The 17,404-nt window shown below is 69.3% G+C and carries 13 protein-coding genes; 8 read left to right on the top strand and 5 right to left on the bottom strand.

Annotated elements, in window-relative coordinates:
- Nucleotides 1-2: 2 nt before the first annotated feature.
- Nucleotides 3-2,129 carry a M3 family metallopeptidase gene (locus Afe05nite_RS39845; protein ID WP_203822527.1) on the bottom strand — a complete coding sequence of 709 codons (2,127 nt, stop codon included), beginning with the start codon at nt 2,127-2,129 and terminating at the stop codon, nt 3-5.
- Nucleotides 2,130-2,304: 175 nt separating this feature from the next.
- Entirely contained in the window at nt 2,305-3,240 is a 936-nt protein-coding gene (locus Afe05nite_RS39840; protein ID WP_203822526.1) for a quinone oxidoreductase family protein, read from the bottom strand.
- A gap of 79 nt (nt 3,241-3,319) precedes the next feature.
- Between Afe05nite_RS39840 and Afe05nite_RS39835 the strand changes: the two genes are divergently transcribed.
- Nucleotides 3,320-3,772, top strand: a complete 453-nt coding sequence (locus Afe05nite_RS39835; protein WP_203822525.1) for a MarR family winged helix-turn-helix transcriptional regulator — start codon at nt 3,320-3,322, stop codon at nt 3,770-3,772.
- A gap of 14 nt (nt 3,773-3,786) precedes the next feature.
- Here Afe05nite_RS39835 and Afe05nite_RS39830 read toward each other — a convergent pair whose 3' ends face one another.
- Complete coding sequence (locus tag Afe05nite_RS39830) at nt 3,787-4,326, bottom strand: sigma-70 family RNA polymerase sigma factor (protein WP_239118564.1); 540 nt, start codon at nt 4,324-4,326, stop codon at nt 3,787-3,789.
- A 107-nt stretch (nt 4,327-4,433) separates the two neighbouring features.
- Here Afe05nite_RS39830 and Afe05nite_RS39825 point away from each other — a divergent pair, with 107 nt between their 5' ends.
- The gene (locus Afe05nite_RS39825; protein WP_239118563.1) at nt 4,434-4,997 is read left to right on the top strand and encodes a Uma2 family endonuclease; all 564 of its coding nucleotides are present in this window, start codon (nt 4,434-4,436) and stop codon (nt 4,995-4,997) included.
- Here the strand turns inward: Afe05nite_RS39825 and Afe05nite_RS39820 are convergent.
- The gene (locus tag Afe05nite_RS39820) at nt 4,994-6,472 is read right to left on the bottom strand and encodes a GGDEF domain-containing protein (protein WP_203822523.1); all 1,479 of its coding nucleotides are present in this window, start codon (nt 6,470-6,472) and stop codon (nt 4,994-4,996) included. The genes Afe05nite_RS39825 and Afe05nite_RS39820 overlap by 4 nt on opposite strands.
- A 108-nt stretch (nt 6,473-6,580) precedes the next feature.
- Nucleotides 6,581-8,065 (bottom strand): endo-1,4-beta-xylanase, encoded by a 1,485-nt coding sequence (locus Afe05nite_RS39815; protein WP_203822522.1) that lies wholly within the window; start codon nt 8,063-8,065, stop codon nt 6,581-6,583.
- 451 nt (nt 8,066-8,516) lie between these two features.
- Here Afe05nite_RS39815 and Afe05nite_RS39810 point away from each other — a divergent pair, with 451 nt between their 5' ends.
- The 6 genes from Afe05nite_RS39810 to Afe05nite_RS39785 form a co-directional block, all read left to right on the top strand.
- The gene (locus tag Afe05nite_RS39810) at nt 8,517-9,236 is read left to right on the top strand and encodes a pectate lyase (protein ID WP_239118562.1); all 720 of its coding nucleotides are present in this window, start codon (nt 8,517-8,519) and stop codon (nt 9,234-9,236) included.
- Between the two features lie 103 nt (nt 9,237-9,339).
- A complete protein-coding gene (gene xynC / locus Afe05nite_RS39805; RefSeq protein WP_203822520.1) occupies nt 9,340-10,653 on the top strand; it encodes a glucuronoarabinoxylan endo-1,4-beta-xylanase XynC in 1,314 nt (437 codons plus the stop codon).
- A gap of 82 nt (nt 10,654-10,735) precedes the next feature.
- Complete coding sequence (locus tag Afe05nite_RS39800; protein ID WP_203822519.1) at nt 10,736-12,079, top strand: GH1 family beta-glucosidase; 1,344 nt, start codon at nt 10,736-10,738, stop codon at nt 12,077-12,079.
- On the top strand, nt 12,076-13,317 hold the full coding sequence (locus tag Afe05nite_RS39795) for an MFS transporter (RefSeq protein WP_203822518.1): 1,242 nt from the start codon (nt 12,076-12,078) through the stop codon (nt 13,315-13,317). The genes Afe05nite_RS39800 and Afe05nite_RS39795 overlap by 4 nt, the downstream gene beginning before the upstream one ends.
- A 149-nt stretch (nt 13,318-13,466) precedes the next feature.
- Nucleotides 13,467-15,737, top strand: a complete 2,271-nt coding sequence (locus Afe05nite_RS39790) for a glycoside hydrolase family 3 N-terminal domain-containing protein (protein WP_203822517.1) — start codon at nt 13,467-13,469, stop codon at nt 15,735-15,737.
- Nucleotides 15,738-16,112: 375 nt separating this feature from the next.
- Nucleotides 16,113-17,404: glycoside hydrolase family 10 protein (locus tag Afe05nite_RS39785; protein WP_203822516.1), on the top strand; the 1,292-nt coding region annotated here is incomplete at its 3' end.

The following is a 17,404-nucleotide window of genomic DNA, read 5'->3' as shown; positions in this document are numbered from 1 at the left end:
GGTCAGGCGAAGCCGCGCAACCGCATCAGCGCCTCGGTGTCGACGTCGCGGCCACGGAACCGGCGGAAGGCCTCGTCCGGGGCGACGGCATCGCCGACCGACAGGATGTCGTCGAGGAACGCCTTGGCGGTGGCCGGGTCCCAGACACCGTTCTGCTCGAACAGCTCCCACGCGTCGGCGGTCAGCGCGTCGGCCCAGAGATAGACGTAGTAGCCGGCCGAATATCCGTCGCCCGAGAAGATGTGCCCGAACTGGGTCGGGCGGTGCCGCATGACGATCTCTTTCGGCAGACCGATCTCGGCCATGCAGCTCTTCTCGAAGGCGCCGGGATCGATCGTGCCGTCCGGCGTCGCGGCCAGGTGGATCCGCATGTCGTAGATCGCCGACGCGAGGAATTCGACCGTACTGAAGCCCTGGTTGAACTTCCGGGATTTTTGGATCTTGGCGAACAGTTCGGCGGGCATCGGCTTGCCGGTGTCGACGTGCCGGGCGAATCGATCGAGCACCTCCGGTGTCGGGAACCAGTGCTCGTTGATCTGGCTGGGGAACTCGACGAAGTCGCGCTTGACCGAGGTTCCGGCGACGCCCGGATAGGTGACGTTCGAGTTGAGGCCGTGCAGGGCGTGGCCGAACTCGTGGAACATGGTCACGGCGTCGTCCCACGAGATCAGGACGGGCCCGGAACCCGACTTCACGAAGTTCGCGTTGTTGGAGACGATCGGGGTGACGTCGTCCTTGAACCGTTCCTGGGTGCGGTATTCGTTCATCCACGCACCGGAACTCTTGCCGGGCCGGGCGTAGGGGTCGAAATACCACAGGCCGACGCGCTTGCCGTCGCGCGTGACCTCGTGGACCGACACGTCCTCGTGGTAGACCGGCAGCCCGTCGAGCTCGGTGAACCGCAGGCCGTAAAGCTGTTCGGCGGCCCAGAACATGCCGTCGCGCACGTTGTCGAGCCGGAGGTAGGTCTTCACCTCGTTCTGGTCGAGGTCGTACGTCGCCTTGCGCACCTTCTCCGCGTAGAACCGGTGGTCCCAGGCCTCGATCGTGAGGCCGGCGCCCTCTTTGTCGGCGATCGCCTGCATGTCGGCGATCTCCTCCTGGGCGCGCCGCAGGGCCGGGCTCCAGAGCTTCATCAGCAGGTCCATGGCGGCCTGCGGGGTCTTCGCCATGTTGTTCTCGACGGCCCAGTCGGCGTGCGTCGGGAAACCGAGCAGCCGGGCCCGCCGGGTGCGCAGCTGGAGAATCTCGCTGATCACGGCCTTGTTGTCGGTGGCTGTGCCGTTGTCCCCGCGCATGATCCACATGCGCCAGCCCTTTTCCCGCAAGTCACGCCTGGCGGAATAGGCGAGGAACGGTTCCATCGAGGAACGCGTGTTGGTGAAGACCCACTTGCCCTTGGCCCCGTGTGCCTCGGCCGTCGCGGCGGCCGCCTCGCGCAGCGATGGGGGCAGGCCCTCGAGATCCGCCTCGGTCTCGAGGGTGAGCCGGTAGTTCTCCTCGTCGGCGAGCTCGTTCTGACCGAACTTGGTGTAGAGCGAGGCCAGCTTCTGATTGAGGTCCTTCAGCGTGGCCTGATCGGCGTCGTCGAGCGCCGCGCCCTGCCGAGTGAAGTTCCGGTAGTAGTTCTCGACGAGACGCTTCTGCTCCGGCGACAGGCCGGCGGTGGCCCGGCTGTCGTGGACCGCCTTGATCCGGGCGAAAAGCTGGGCATTCTGAATGACGTCGTCCTTGACCGCCGACAGGACCGGCGACATCTCGGTCTCCAGGTCCTGCATCGCCTGGTCGTTCATCGTCGAGGTGAAGATGTCGAAGAAGCGTTGCGCCCGGTCGAGAGCGCGGCCGCTGTCCTCCAGCGCGGCGATGGTGTTGGCGAAGGTCGGCGCCTCGGCCGAGCCGGCGATCTCGGCGATCTCGGCCCTGCTGAGCTGCATACCCTTCTCGAGCGCCGCTTTGATCGAGGTCGGGCTCACCTGGTCGAAAGCCGGGTAACCGCCATGCTCTCCAGTCCACACCCCGATCAGCTTATCCTCCGGGTCGCGCCCGGCCGCGAGCGCGAAGCCGGCGAACTCGAACGAGCCGAGCACGGCCGCGGTGGCGGCGGACTGCAGAAAGACGCGGCGTCGCATGGAATCCTCCGGCATCGATGCGGCGCGGCCGCAGGCCGCACCCAGACCCTGATGCCAGACTTATGTACGGCATGAGCGGTATAACGCAATATATCCCCTTTCCGCGGTTTCCCGAGTGAGGCGCGCAGGACTGAATGGCTCGTGGCGGTTCGCGGGAGTCGTGGAGCGGCCTGGGTCATGGACGGACGACGACTTTTCCCTTGTTGGTGCGGGTTTCGATGATTCGCAACGCGGCCGCGGCGTCGGTCAGCGGGAGTTCGGCGTGAATGCTCGGGCGCAGCCGGCCGGTGGCGTGCAATTGCCAGAGCAGCTGGTCGTGGCGCTGGTAGAGCTCGGGTTGGGTGGTTGCGAACCGTCTTATGGTCATGCCGGTGATGGTGGTGGAACCGGCGAGGAGAGCGTGGGCGGGTACGGTTCCGCCGCCGGAGTTGAAGTAGATCAGCCGACCGCCCGGGTTGAGGGCGGCCAGCGCGGCGGGCAGCACTGGTCCACCGACGCCGTCGAGCACGATGTCGACGGGGGTGCCCCAGTCGGCGTCGGCATAGCCGACTGCTTCGTCGGCGCCCAGGTCTCGGACGAAGTTCTTCTTGGCCGCGGAGCCGACGGCGGCCACGACCCGGCCGACTCCCCGGATCTTCGCCAGCTGCAGCGCCAGGTGTCCGACCCCGCTGGCGGCGCCGGTGACGAGGACGGACTCGTCCGGCCGTGGGTTGGCGGTGGTCAGGGTCGCGAGTGCCACCTGTCCGGAGCGGACCAGGGCGACGGCCTGCACGCTGTCGGCGTGGCCGGGGATGTGGCTGGCGGTGGCGGTGGGCACCGTGACGAGATCGGCGTAGGCGTCGGCGAACGCGACGGCCGTGACCCGGTCACCGACCTGATAGCCGGTGACCTGCGCGCCGACGGCGAGCACCGTCCCGGCGACCTCGCCGCCCAGGCCTCGAGGCAGCGGCGCCTGTTCACCCTCCCCGCGCAGCTGACGCACCGCGGGCAGGGTCACGCCGATCGCCTCGGTGCGCAGCAGCAACTCGCCCGGAGCCGGGACCGGTTCCGGTGCCTCGTCGAGGTGCAGCACGGCGGAGCTGCCGTATTCGTGCAGACGCATGACTCGCATCGGCATCTCCTATCCTTGGGACCACCCAATGGTAGGAGATCCGTTGGGATAACCCAACGGTATTTCGGCAGGAGAAGAGATGGCCGATGAGACGTACGCGCCGGCCGGGATCCGGGTGCTGCCGAGCTGGCTGCTGGGCCGCGCCGCCGCCTACGGTCACCGGCTCGTCGCGCAGGCCCTCGCCGGTGAGGGCGTACGGATGATGCATCACGCGGTCCTGGCCAGCATCGCCGAACTTGGCCCCGTCTCTCAGGCCGACCTGGCCCGGCTCCTGCGCGTCGACCCCAAGGACATGGTGGCGATCGTGCGGGACCTACGCCGGCACGGCTGGGTCGTCAGCACCACCGACCAGGCCGACCGGCGCAAGAACGCCATCTCCAGCACGCCGGCCGGCGCGGCGCTGCTGGACCGGACGAGACAACTCGGCGATCAAGCCAACATGCAACTGACCGCAGCCCTCACCCCGGCCGAACGCGACCAACTCACCCAGCTCCTGGGCCGCATCCTCGCCCACGCCGCAGCCACGGAATAGCACCGGCGGACCGGTCAGGCCGACTTGGCGGAGCGGTCGGCCAGCGCGGCGACCAGGTCCTCGCGGGCGCGGGCCACCCGGGACCGGATCGTGCCGATCGGGCAGTCGCAGACCTCGGCGGCCTCGGCGTAGGACAGGCCGGCGACCTGGGTCAGCAGGAACGCCTCACGGCGGTCGTCGGCCAGGCCACGGACCAGGTCGGTCAGGGCGTGGTGCTCCTCGAACCGGGTGGCGTTGCCGTTCATCTCCTCGACCGGCAGCGGTGCCGTGCGCGGGCGGCGGGTGGCGCGGCGTACGTGGTCGGCGGCGACCCGGCGGGCGATGGAGAACAGCCACGTCCGTACGGTGGACCGGCCGGCGAACCGGGGCAGCGCCCCGACCGCGCGCAGGTAGGTCTCCTGCGCGAGGTCCTCGACGTCGGCCGGCGTGGTCAGCGGCAGCAGGAAGCGCAGCAGATCACGCTGGGTCAGCCGGATGAGGTCGGTGAGCGCGTCCCGATCGCCGCGGCCGGCGAGGTATGCCAGCTCGGCCAGGGGATCGGGGGTCGTTTTCACGGCCGGTGGTACGGACGGTGGCGCCCGCGGGTTCATCACCTCGGTCGGAGTCACGGTATCTTGAGTCGGCAGCCGATCGTGTCCAGGAGGTGTCTATGACTGCCGAGATGGTCGCGCCGGCCTGGATGCATCAGCAGGTCACCGCCGAGCAGTATGAGTCCTGGACCGAAGAGCAGTGTGCGGGCATCGAGATCGTGGATGGGATGGTCCTGGCGAGTCCGAGCGCGCCCAAGCGGCACAACCGTTTGGCCCGGCTTCTGGCGAACGCCCTGGACGTGGCGGCGGGACCGGACTGGAACGCGGACACCGACTTCGACGTGCGGCTTCAGGATGTGCCGCTCAACAACCGTCGTCCGGACGTGACGGTCTACCGCGCGGAGACCATCGACGTCACTCCGACGCGACCCGAGCACGTGCTGCTGGTGGTCGAGGTGGTTTCCCCGGGGTCGGAGACGACCGATCGGATCGTCAAGGCCGATCAGTACGCCAGGGCCGGCATCCAGTTCTATTGGCGTGTCGAGCAAGCCGCCACCGGAGCGCCCCTGGTCCACACCTACGTTCTCGACCCGGCGACCGGCCGCTATCACGACGGCGAAGTCTTCGCGGGCGTCGTGAGACTGGCCGCGCCCTTCGCCGTCGAGATCGACCTCGGCCGGCTCGAGCGCGCCTAGTCGCTCGACACCGCGTGGACCGCGAGGAAGTCGGTGACCAGGTCCGTACGGCCCGGGTCGCCGGTCACGGTGAAGCGGTCACGGCCGTCGCGCTTGGCGGCGTAGAGGGCCGCGTCGGCGCGTGCGGTCAGTTGGTCGGGCGATTCCTGACCGGTCCACAGGGCCAGCCCGGCGGAGAAGGTCTGCCCCTCGGGGGTGGCGTCGCGCAGGCGGTCCATCACGATCGCGGCGTCCCGCAGGCGGCAGTGCATGATCAGGCCGAACTCCTCGCCGCCGTACCGGGCGATGAGGTCTTCCGGTCGTAGCTGGGCCTGCCAGGCGGTGCTGGCGTCGCGCAGCAGCTGATCGCCGGCCGGGTGGCCGAACATGTCGTTGTAGCACTTGAAGTGGTCGATGTCGATGATGCCGACGACCAGCACCTCGCCGTGCCGGCGGGCGACGGCGAGGCGGCGTCGCAGCTCGGCGTCCCACGCGCGGCGGTTGGGGATGCCGGTGAGGCTGTCGAGGTAGGCAAGCGCCTCGAGCTCCGCGGCTTGGTGGTGCACGGTTCGGACCAGCCCCACCATCCGCGCGATGACCAGCAGGAACACCACGACACAGCACAGCGAGGCGGCCAGCCAGTCGACCCGGCCGTCGCCGGTGATCCCCTCGATGATCAGCAACACCGGGCTCAGCAGGCACATCGAGCCGATGAGCGCCACCCGCAGCGGAGTCGCCTGCCCGCCCGGTCGCTGGCTCACCACCGCGAAGCGCGCCATGGACGGGTGCAGGGCGGCACCGCCCAGCAGCATCGCGCTCAGGGCGAACGCCGGCGCCAGCGAGAGGTTGTTGACCCCCTGCGAGATCTGCCAGGCCCCGACGAAATCGGCCGAGCTCTGCACCACCAGCGAGGCGGTGAGCATGACGAACGCCGGGCTGCGCCGGGCCGCGGAGATGCTGAGCCGGATCGCGGTGGCCAGCAGCAGCAGGTCCCCCAGCGGATAGGCGATGGTGACGAGTCGAGCGGCCGGTGACATGGCCGGGTCCAGCAGGTCGCGGAGGAAGAGCAGCCACACGCCGAGGCCGAGGCCCACGGTGACGATCATGGTGTCGAGTATTCCGGCCGGGTCGCGCCGCCACGAGAAGCCATTGACCAGCAGCGTCACCCCGGTGAGCTGAATACCCAGCGAAGCCAGCCACAGGGCATCCGCACCCGAGGGGTACGGCGGCTCACCGGCTTTCAGGTACCACGCGAAGACCACCGCCCCGGACGTGCCCGCCACGACCGAGGCCAGCAGCAGCAACCAGGGGAGTTTGCGGGCCGGCCGGTGCAGCCCCAGCCCGGCCACCAGGGCCAGGACGGTGATCAGCGAGGCCGTCCACCGCAGCGCGGGGCCGAGCCCTGACCCGACCGACCCGATGAACCCGGCGACGGTCAACGTAACGGCACAGGCCAGATAGGCGACGAAAAGCCGGCGACCCACGGTGGTGTCCACACTCTCGATTTCGGTGCGGGCGCACTGAACATGAGCGGCGTCACCGGATCTCAACCGCACGGCAACCCCGCGCCGGTCCATGGGCGCGGGGAAGCCGGTGCGGCCGGGTCAGGCGGGGGTGCAGGTGGGGGTGAGGCCGGTGGCGCTGCCGGTGCCCTGGAAGCCGAACTCCACCGACTGGCCGGCGGCGACCTGCCCGTTGTAGCTGACGTTGGCGAACCGGACGGCGCCGCTGGTGCCGGTGTTCGTCGCGCTCCAGGCGCTCGTCACGGAGGCACCGCTGGGCAGGGTCAGGCCGACCGACCAGCCGTTTATCGGTGCGGAGCCGGCGGTGACGCGCACCGAGGCGACGAACCCGCCGTTCCAGGAGTTGAGCGACACCGAGGCCGAGCAACCGGCCGGTGCGGGGGAGGAACTGGGCGGGTCGGTCGGCGGCACCGACGGCGACACGGTGGGCGAGGCGGATGGCGAGACCGTCGGGGAGACGGACGGTGACACGGAGGGCGAGACCGTCGGTGAGTTCGTCGGGGTGGTCCCGCGACCCTTGTTGAGCTCGTCCAGCACGGCCGAGTAGGCGGCCTTCTTCTGGTAGTTGCCGTTGGAGCCGGTGAAGAGCAGACCTCGCTCGGAGGAGCGCCACGACTCGCTGTCGGAGATGCCCCAGACCGTGATGCCGGTGCACCGCGCGACGTTCAGGCAGGCCCGGACGACCTTGCGGTAGTTGGCGGCCTGTCCCTGGCCGATGTCGTTGTTGCTGAGGTCGTCGTCGATGTCGAGCTCGCTGAGGTGCACCTCGACACCGAGGTCGGCGAAGCGCTGGATGTTCGCCTGCAGGTCGTCGGTGATGATGCTGTTGGGGTTGTCGTTGAAGTGGCTCTGGAACCCGACGCAGTCGATCAGCTTGGTCGAGCCCTGGGTGTACGTCCGAACGATGTCGTACAGCGCGTCGGCCTTGCGGTTGCGACCGCCGCCCTTGACCGTCAGGCCCTCGACGTCGTAATCGTTGATGCAGAGTTTCGTGCTCAGCCCGTTCTGCTGGACGACCTGCTTGGCGCGGGTGAACGAGTCCCGGATGTAGTCGGTGTCGCCCGAGTCGAAGTAGTCGCCGTCGCCGTTGGCGTCGCGGTCCAAGGTGTGCGGCCAGGACCCGCGGCGGGTGCCGGCGTTGTTGTCGGCGAGCGACTCGTTGACCACGTCCCAGTAGGCGATGCGGCTGCCCCAGCGGGTGAGGGCGTTGCCGATGTACGTGTTCAGCGTCGACTGGCTCGCCCCCTGCAACTGCCCGGCCTGGGAATACCAGACCATTGTGTGACCGCGTACCACCATGTTGTTGGACTGGGCGAAGTTGACCAGGGTGTCGGCGTTGCCGGTGTTACGCAGCGTGCCGTTGGCGTTGGCGATCGCGTCCGGCTTCATGTCGTTCTCGGGGGTGAGCTGGCCGAACTCGTTCGAGAAGAAGGTGTTCAGCTTGCCCGGCCCGGCGGCCGAGCCGAAGAACAGGCCGGCCTGGGCGGCTGCGGCTCGCAGGGTGGTGGCGGCGGCTTCCGCGGTGCCGGCGGATTGCACGACCGCCGCGCCGGCGACGAGAACCATCGCTGCCCCTGCCGCCGCAAGTTTCGGGCGTCTCCCGGGATGTGCCTTTCCTGTTCTCACGACATCTCTCCTCATCGGTACGGTGGGGTAAGCCTCGGCAAGATATCGGCAGTTGTCAATACAGGCGTCGTGACGCGTCGTCAGTCGCCGAAACTTCCGAATCCCCGCTCAGCGGTCGGCGGCGCCCGGCCCCGGTGGCTGCCCGGGAAAGAAATTCGCGTCGCGGGGCAACCTTTGCCGGCCGCCGAACCACTACAGGTTGCCGATCAGCGAAATCACTCCACGGGCCACCCGAACTGCAAAAAACCTGCAAATCAAATTCATTGACATGAATGGCGCGCAATGTCATGTCGAATGCGTCCCGCCACCGGGCCGCGGTGTGGCCCGCACCGCGACAGCGCTGACCGGCTCCCGTTCCTGTTCGCTCGAAAGTGGTAAAGAAAGGCCTTCCATGAAAAGACCACGGGTGCTCATCGGCGCCGCCGTGCTGGCCGCCGCGCTGGCCGGATCCGTCGTGACGGTGAACCTCGCGTCCGCCGCCACCGACGTGAAGGTCACCGCGTCGATCAAGGTGACCGGCACCTTCGACGGCGGCGGCAAGCGCTACATCGGCTCCGGCAAGCTCGGCAGCGGTGGCCAGGCCGAGGGCCAGGACCCGCTGTTCGACCTGGCCGCCGGCGCCACCCTGAAGAACGTCGTGCTGGGCGCCCCGGCCGCTGACGGCGTGCACTGCGCCGGTAGCTGCAAAATCACGAACGTCGTGTGGCAGGACGTCGGCGAGGACGCCGCCACCTTCCGCGGCAACAACGCCACCGTCGTGATCGACGGCGGCAGCGCCGCCAGCGCGTCGGACAAGGTGTTCCAGGACAACCGCGGTGCCGGCGGCTCGGTGACCATCAAGAACTTCAAGGTCTCCAACTTCGGCAAGCTCTACCGCTCCTGCGGCAACTGCTCCACCCAGGCCGCCCGCAAGGTGACCATCCAGAACGTCACCGCCACCAGCGGCAAGGTGATCGCCGGCGTCAACACCAACTTCGGCGACGTCGCGACGCTCAAGGGCAACCACATCGGCAGCATTCCCACCTGCTGGCTCTACACCGGCAACAACACCGGCGCCGAGCCGGTCAAGACCGGCACCGGCCCGAACGGCAAGAACTGCATCGTCTCCTGAATTCCCGACCGGTCCCCGGGGTGACGCGCCGCCGCGGGGACCGGTCGTTCCATGCCCGATCGCAGCTACGCCGAGAACGGCGTTCATTCCAGAAGGACGAGAAATGACGTTGGAGCAGAACGAGCCGGACAGTGCCGCCCGCAAGAAGACGATGCGCCGCAGGACGCTCCTGGCGACGGCGGGGGCCGTGCCGGTCGCCGCGGTCGCCGCCTCGGTCGTCGTGTCCTCCGATGCCTTCGCCGCGACGGCCAACATCAACCCGTCGGCCACGAAGCAGACCATCAAGGGCTTCGGCGCCATGACCCACGCGATCTGGGCCGGTGACCTCACCGCCGTGCAGCGGGAGACCGCGTTCGGCGCCGGCGACGGGAAACTCAACTTCTCCGTCCTGCGGATCCCGGTGAACGAGAAACAGGCGGACTGGGGGCGCGATCTGGCGACCGCCAAGCGCGCCGTCGCCCTCGGGGCGACCGTCTTCGCGACGCCGTGGAACCCGCCCGCCAGCATGATCGAGACCTTCACCCGCAACGGCAAGGCCAATCAGAAGCGACTCCGGACGAGCTCGTACGGTGCCTACGCGAAGCACCTGAACGACTTCACCACGTACATGAAGAACAACGGCGTCCCGCTCTACAGCATCTCGGTGCAGAACGAGCCCGACTTCGCCTCGGAGTGGACGTGGTGGACGTCGGCGGAGATCGTGAAGTTCCTGAAGGAGAACGCCGGTTCGATCGGCACCCGGGTGATGGCGCCGGAGTCCTTCCAGTATGTGAAGTCGATGTCCGACCCGATCCTCAACGACGCGGCGGCGCTCGCCAACGTGGACATCATCGGGGCGCACCTCTACGGCACCCAGTTCTCCCAGTTCCCGTACCCGCTGTTCAAGCAGAAGGCCGCGGGCAAGGAACTCTGGATGACCGAGGTGTACTACCCGAACAGCGACACCAACTCCGGTGACGCGTGGCCGGGTGCGCTCGACGTCGGCGAGCACATGCACCGCGCGATGGTCGACGCCGAGTTCCAGGCGTACGTCTGGTGGTACCTGCGGCGCAGTTACGGCCCGATGCGCGAGGACGGCAAGCTCAGCAAGCGCGGCGCCGTCATGTCGCACTTCTCCAGGTTCGTCCGCCCTGGCTTCGTCCGGATCGACGCGACCGCCAACCCGGTGTCGAACCTGTTCGTCTCGGCCTACCGCAACGGCACCAGCGTCGTCATCGTCGCCGTCAACAAGAACGCGAACTCGGTGAGCCAGCAGTTCACGCTGGCGAACACCGCCGCGTCCGGCAACGTCTCGAACTGGCTGACCGACGGAAGCCGGAACGCGGCCGCGCAGAGCGCGATCAAGATGTCGGGCGGCTCGTTCAAGGTGACGATCCCGGCTCGTAGCGTCATGACCTTCACGCTCAGCACGAAGTAGCGGCCCCCGCGATATTGCGCTTCGCCCGACGAACGCGAATCATTCTCGTCAATTGCGTGATCGTCTGGCGAGGAGCGGGACAGTGGCCGGTTTTCCCCCGAATTTCGTCTGGGGCGTGGCGGCCTCGGCCTTTCAGATCGAGGGTGCGACGACCGAGGGCGGCCGCCTGCCGTCCGTCTGGGACACGTTCGGCCGCCGTCCGGGCGCGATCGCGGACGGCGGCACCGGGGACGTGGCCTGCGACCACGTGCACCGGTGGCGCGAGGATGTGGCCCTGATCGCGGACCTCGGGGTGGATGCCTACCGACTGTCGGTCTCCTGGCCCCGGGTGATCGGCGCGGCGGGCGTCCCCAACCCGGCCGGCCTGGACTTCTACGACCGGTTGCTCGACGAGTTGGGGGAGCGCGGGATCACCCCGGTGGTGAACCTCTTCCACTGGGATCTCCCGCAGTGGCTGCAGGACGAGGGCGGCTGGCTCCGGCGTGACACCGCCCACCGGTTCGCCGACTACGCCGCCGTCGTCGCGGCCCGGCTGGGTGACCGGGTCGGCACCTGGGCCGCGATCAACGAGATGTTCGAGCACTTCGTCCTGGGCCACGTGGTCGGTGAGCACGCTCCCGGCCTGCGCCTGCCGCTGGCCGAGTCCGGTGCCGTCGCACACCATCTGCTGCTGGCCCACGGCTCGGCGGTGGCGGCGTTGCGGGCCGCCGGCCCGGCACCGATCATGGCCATCAACAGCTACGCGCCGGCCCGGCCGCTGAGCGACGCGGCGGCGGACGTCGCCGCGGCCGCCTTCTACGACACCGTGCAGAACCGGCTGTTCACCGATCCACTGCTGCTCGGCCGCTATCCGGACGAGGCGCTGCCGCTGGTGCAGCCGGTGATCCGGGACGGTGACATGGCGGTCATCGCCAACCCGGTCGACCTCTGGGGGGTCAACTACTACACCGTCAACGGCGTTCGCGCGGTGGCCGGCGACATCCCCCTCGAGGTGGCGCCGCCGGCCGGATACCCGGTGACCGCGTTCGACTGGGCCATCGTCCCGGAAGGACTCACCGAGGTCCTGCTGACCCTGCGCGACCGGTACGGCGACCGGCTGCCGCCGCTGGTGGTGAGCGAGAACGGCTGTGCCGTGGACGACGTGGTGGACGCCGGCGGGCAGTGCGCCGACCCGGACCGGGTGGCCTTCCTCGCCGCGCACCTCGACGCCGTACGGGCCGCGCTGGACGCCGGGGTCGACGTCCGCGGCTTCTACGTCTGGTCGCTGCTCGACAACTTCGAGTGGGCGGCCGGCTACACCAAACGCTTCGGCCTGGTGCACGTGGACTACGACACCCAGCGGCGTACCCCCAAGTCGTCGTTCGGTTGGCTGCGCGAGCAGATCCGGCTGAACCGGACGGCTCCGGCCGGCGGGCCGGCCCGATGACCGCCGCGCCGCCGGGCGTGGTGCAGGCACCCACCGACCGCGTCCCGCTCCGCTGGATCCTGGCGTTCTCGCTGGCCGTCACCGGAATGTTCGTCGGCTGGTACGGGCCGCTGCAGATCCTGCTGGCCAAGCAGGCCGAACTGTTCGCGCCGACCGGCAAGGAGGGCCTGCTCGCCCTGGTGACCGGGATCGGCGCGCTGTTCTCGCTGATCGCGAACCCGCTCTGGGGCGCCCTGTCGGACCGTACGGTTTCCCGGTACGGCCGGCGGCTGCCGTGGATCGCGGGCGGCACTCTGGTCGGCGCGGGCGGGCTGTTGCTGCTCGCCACGGCCACCGGCGTACCCATGATGATCGTCGGTTGGGTGCTGGTGCAGACGGCGCTGAACGCCCCCTTCGCGGCGCTCAGCGCCGCGATCCCCGATCAGGTCCCGGTGTCGCAGCGCGGGGTGGCCGGCGGCTACTTCGGCGTGGCGCAGACGGTCGGGTCGGCGGCGGGCGTCGGGCTGGCGGTCACCGGCGGCGGCATCTCCGGCGGCTATCTGGCGTGCGCCGTCTTCGTCGTCGTCTCCGCCGTGCCGTACCTGCTGATCCGGCGCGACCAGGTGCTGCCGGCGGCGCTCCGGCCGGCCTGGAGCCGGCGTGAGTTCCTGGCCGGCTTCTGGATCAGCCCGGCCCGCCACCCCGACTTCGCCTGGGCCTGGCTCACCCGGTTCCTGATCAACCTGGGCAACGCCTTGGCCCTGCTCTATCTGCTCTTCTATCTCAAGGAGGAGGTGAAGGTGGCCGATCCCGACGGCGCGGTGCTGATTCTGACCGGTGTCAACGCCGTCACCCTCCTGATCACCGTGATGGTCGCCGGCGTGTGGTCCGACCGGGTCGGCAACCGGCGCGCCTTCGTCACGTGGTCCGGCGTCATCATGGCGGTGGCCGGTTTCCTGCTCGCCGGCTGGCCGACCTGGATCGGCGTGACGATCGCCGCGCTGGTCCTGGGCGTCGGCTTCGGCGCGTTCACCTCGGTGGACTTCGCGCTGATGACCCAGGTGCTGCCGGCGGAACTGAACCGGGGCAAGGACCTCGGCGTGATCAACGTGGCCAACTCGCTGCCGCAGGTGCTCGCCCCGGCGATCGCCGCGCCGATCGTCGCCTACGCCGGTGGGTATCCCACGCTCTACGTCGCGTCGTCGGTGATCGCGCTGGCCGGTGCGGCCCTGGTGTACCGGATCAAGTCCGTGCGCTGACCGGAGAATTCGGCGGCGGGGCCCGACCTGCCGGCGGCCGACCCGGCGGCGGTGCGGTCCCGATCGTCGCTGACGGCACGCCCCGGTTGCTCTGGGAGCGCTCCCATGTCACGATGGCGGTCAATATCTGCCGGGTGTGAGGACACGTCATGCGATCTGGAACCGCGACTGCCGCCCTTGCCCTGGCTGCCGCCGGCCTGTTCGGCGTCGCCGTGCCGTCGACCGCGCAGGCTCGTGCGGGCGAGCCGGCGGTGGCGGCGCGGGCGGCTGGGCTACCGGTTGCGGCGCGTGCCGCCGCGCTGCCCTATCTGGACCCGTCGCTGCCGGTGGCCACCCGCGTCACCGATCTGCTCGGGCGGATGAGCCTCGACGACAAGGTCGGGCAGATGACCCAGTCCGAGCGGGGGACCACCAGCGCGGCCGACATCACCGCGTACCGCGTGGGTTCCGTACTCTCCGGCGGCGGCTCCGCGCCGACGCCGAACACCCCGGCCGGATGGGCCGACCTCTACGACGGCTACCAGCGCGGTGCGCTGGCCACCCCACTGCAGATCCCGATCCTGTACGGAATCGACGCCGTGCACGGCAACAACAACGTGCTCGGCTCGACGATCTTCCCGCACAATATCGGCCTCGGTGCCACCCGCGACCCGGCCCTGGTCGAGAAGATCGGCCGGGCCACCGCGGAGGAGGTGACCGGCGCCGGGCCGGACTGGACGTTCGCGCCGTGCCTGTGTGTGGCCCGCAACGACCGGTGGGGGCGCACCTACGAGTCGTTCGGCGAGAAGCCGGAGATCGCGACGGCCATGACCACCATCGTGGACGGGCTGCAGGGCTCCCGGCTGGACGGGCCCGCCTCGGTGCTCGCCACCGCCAAGCACTTCATCGGCGACGGCGGGACCACCGGCGGCACCGACCAGGGCGACACCCAGATCAGCGAGGCCGAGCTGCGGGCCGTGCACCTGCCGCCGTTCGCCGCCGCGGTGCGACGTGGGGTCGGCTCGGTGATGATCTCCTACAGCAGCTTCGACGGGGTCAAGCTGCACGGGAACAAATACCTGATCACCGACCTGTTGAAGGGCGAGCTCGGGTTCACCGGGTTCGTCGTCTCGGACTGGGCCGCCATCGACCAGCTCGACGGCCGGAGCGGTTTCACCCAGGCCGAGGTCGTCGCCGGGGTCAACGCCGGCCTGGACATGATCATGGTGCCGACCGACTGGAAGACCTTCGTCGGTTACCTGAAGGCGGCGGTGCAGAGCGGGCAGATCCCGCTGTCGCGGATCGACGACGCCAACCGCCGGATCCTCACCAAGAAGTTCGAGCTGGGGCTCTTCGAGCGACCGTACGCCGATCGCAGTTACGCCTCGACCGTCGGCAGCGCCGCGCACCGGGCCCTGGCCCGGCAGGCCGTCCGCGAGTCGCAGGTGTTGCTGAAGAACGCCGGTGGCATCCTGCCGCTGGCGAAGACCGGCGGCAAGATCTTCGTGGCCGGCAAGAGCGCCGACGACATCGGCAACCAGAGCGGCGGCTGGACGCTGAGCTGGCAGGGCGCCAGTGGCAACACGGTCCCCGGCACGTCGATCCTGGCCGGCATCCGCGCGGCGGCCGGCAGCGGCACCACCGTCACCTACCAGCGGGACGGCAGCGGCATCGACAGCTCCTACCGGGCGGCCATCGCGGTGGTCGGTGAGACGCCGTACGCCGAGGGTCAGGGCGACCGGACCGGCTCGATGAGCCTGGACGCCACCGACCTGGCCACGTTGTCCCGGCTGCGCTCGGCGGGCGTACCGGTGATCGTCGTCCTGGTGTCCGGCCGGCCGTTGGACGTCGCCGCGGAGATCGGTAACTGGACCGCGCTGCTCGCGGCGTGGCTGCCCGGCAGCGAGGGGGCCGGGGTCGCCGACGTGCTGTTCGGTGACTACGCGCCGACCGGCAAGCTGCCGGTGACGTGGATGCAGTCGGTCTCCCAGCAACCGATAAACGACGGTGACGGCAAGACGCCGCTGTTCGCGTACGGCTTCGGGCTGACCTACGCGCCCACCCAGCCGGACCCGACGCCGACGCCGACGCCGACGCCGACGCCGACCGATTCGGCTCCGGCCGGGGCGTGCCGGGTCCGTTACACCACGAACGACTGGAGTTCCGGCTTCACCGGCACCGTCGCGCTCACCAACACGGGCTCGACGACTCTCGCACCGTGGACGCTGACCTGGACCTTCGCCGGCGGGCAGACGGTCACCCAGGCGTGGTCGGCGCGGGTCGTCCAGAGCGGCGCGGCGGTCACCGCCACCGGCGAGGCGTGGAGCGCGTCGCTGGCCCCGGGCGCGACGGTCAGCTTCGGTTTCAACGGCTCGCTCAGTGGCGCCAACCCGCGTCCGGCGGCGTTCTCGCTGAACGGCGCCACGTGCACCGTCGAGTGACCCGGAAGCGATCCGGAAGTTCCAGGTGGACCCGGTAGTTTCGGCTGCCCGGCCGCGTCGGCTGTAACTACAGGTCAATAGCCCCATTGCCGTACGTCTATGGGTTGGCTCTGTCGCCGTAACCATATTTCCAGCCCGGACGGTGCAGAAGGCGAAATCTTGAGGCATTGACCGGTTGCTATCTGCCGGAGTAGCGTTCGCCGAAAGTTGCCGTAATGTTTCGGAATATTTACGGCTTGGGTCCGCCTCGATCGGACGCCGCCGCTCGCCGGGGTACACCGGGCGGCCGGTCACCGCCTCGAGAACGCCACACCCGCGCGACCCACGCCGGCAACCGGCACGCCACCACCCGGCACGAGGTCATCAGGGAGTGTCATGAATCGCTTGAAGAGATCCGGCCCGAGCCGGTTGCTGTTGGCCGCCGCGACGGGTCTGCTGGTGGCGGCCGGCGTGGCGGTCCTCGTCCCGTCCGCCGAGGCGGCGGCCGGCACGCTGGGTGCCGCCGCGGCCCAGTCGGGCCGTTACTTCGGCACCGCGATCGCGGCGAGCCGGCTGGGCGACTCGACCTACGCGACGATCGCCGGGCGTGAGTTCAACATGATCACGGCCGAGAACGAGATGAAGCCGGACGCCACCGAGCCCAACCGGGGCCAGTTCAACTTCAGCGCCGGCGACCAGATCTACAACTGGGCGACCCAGCGCGGCATGCGGGTCCGCGGCCACACCCTCGCCTGGCACGGTCAGCAGCCCGGCTGGATGCAGAGCCTCAGCGGCAGCACCCTGCGGCAGGCGATGATCGACCACATCAACGGGGTGATGGCCCACTACAAGGGCAAGCTGGCCGCCTGGGACGTGGTCAACGAGGCGTACAACGAGGACGGCAGCCGGCGCGGCTCCAACCTGCAGGGCACCGGCAACGACTGGATCGAGGTGGCGTTCCGCACCGCGCGTGCCGCCGACCCGTCGGTCAAGCTCTGCTACAACGATTACAACATCGAGAACGCGACGTACGCCAAGACCGTGGCCGTGCTCAACATGATCAAGGACTTCAAGTCACGGGGCGTGCCGATCGACTGTGTGGGCCTGCAGACCCACTTCACCGGTGGCAGTTCGCTGCCCGGCAACTTCCAGACCACGCTCACCAACTTCGCCAACGCCGGCGTGGACGTGGCCCTGACCGAGGTCGACGTCACCAACTCGTCGACGTCCCAGTACGCCGGCCTGACCCAGGCGTGCATGAACGTGCCCCGCTGCATCGGCATCACGGTGTGGGGAGTGCGCGACAGCGACTCCTGGCGGTCCAGCGAGAACCCGCTGCTGTTCGACGGCTCCGGCAACAAGAAGGCCGCCTACACCTCGGTGCTCAACGCGCTGAACGCCGCCACCCCGACGCCGACCGGGCCGACGCCGCCCACGTCCCCGACGACCGGGCCGACGCCGACCGGCTCCACGCCCGCCCCGTCGAACGGCGCGAACGCGATCCGGGGCACGCAGTCCGGCCGCTGCATCGACGTGCCGAACGCCTCGCAGACCAACGGCACCCGGGTCGCTCTGTACGACTGCAACCGCCAGTCCAACCAGCAGTGGACGTACACCTCCAGCAAACAACTGACGGTGTACGGCTCCATGTGCCTGGACGCGGCCGGCAGCGGCAACTCCGCGGCGAT

The organism is Paractinoplanes ferrugineus (genome assembly GCF_016862195.1).
GTDB lineage: Bacteria > Actinomycetota > Actinomycetes > Mycobacteriales > Micromonosporaceae > Actinoplanes > Actinoplanes ferrugineus.
The sequence above is the reverse complement of the archived record's forward strand: the minus strand, read 5'-3'. Positions and strand labels throughout refer to the sequence as shown.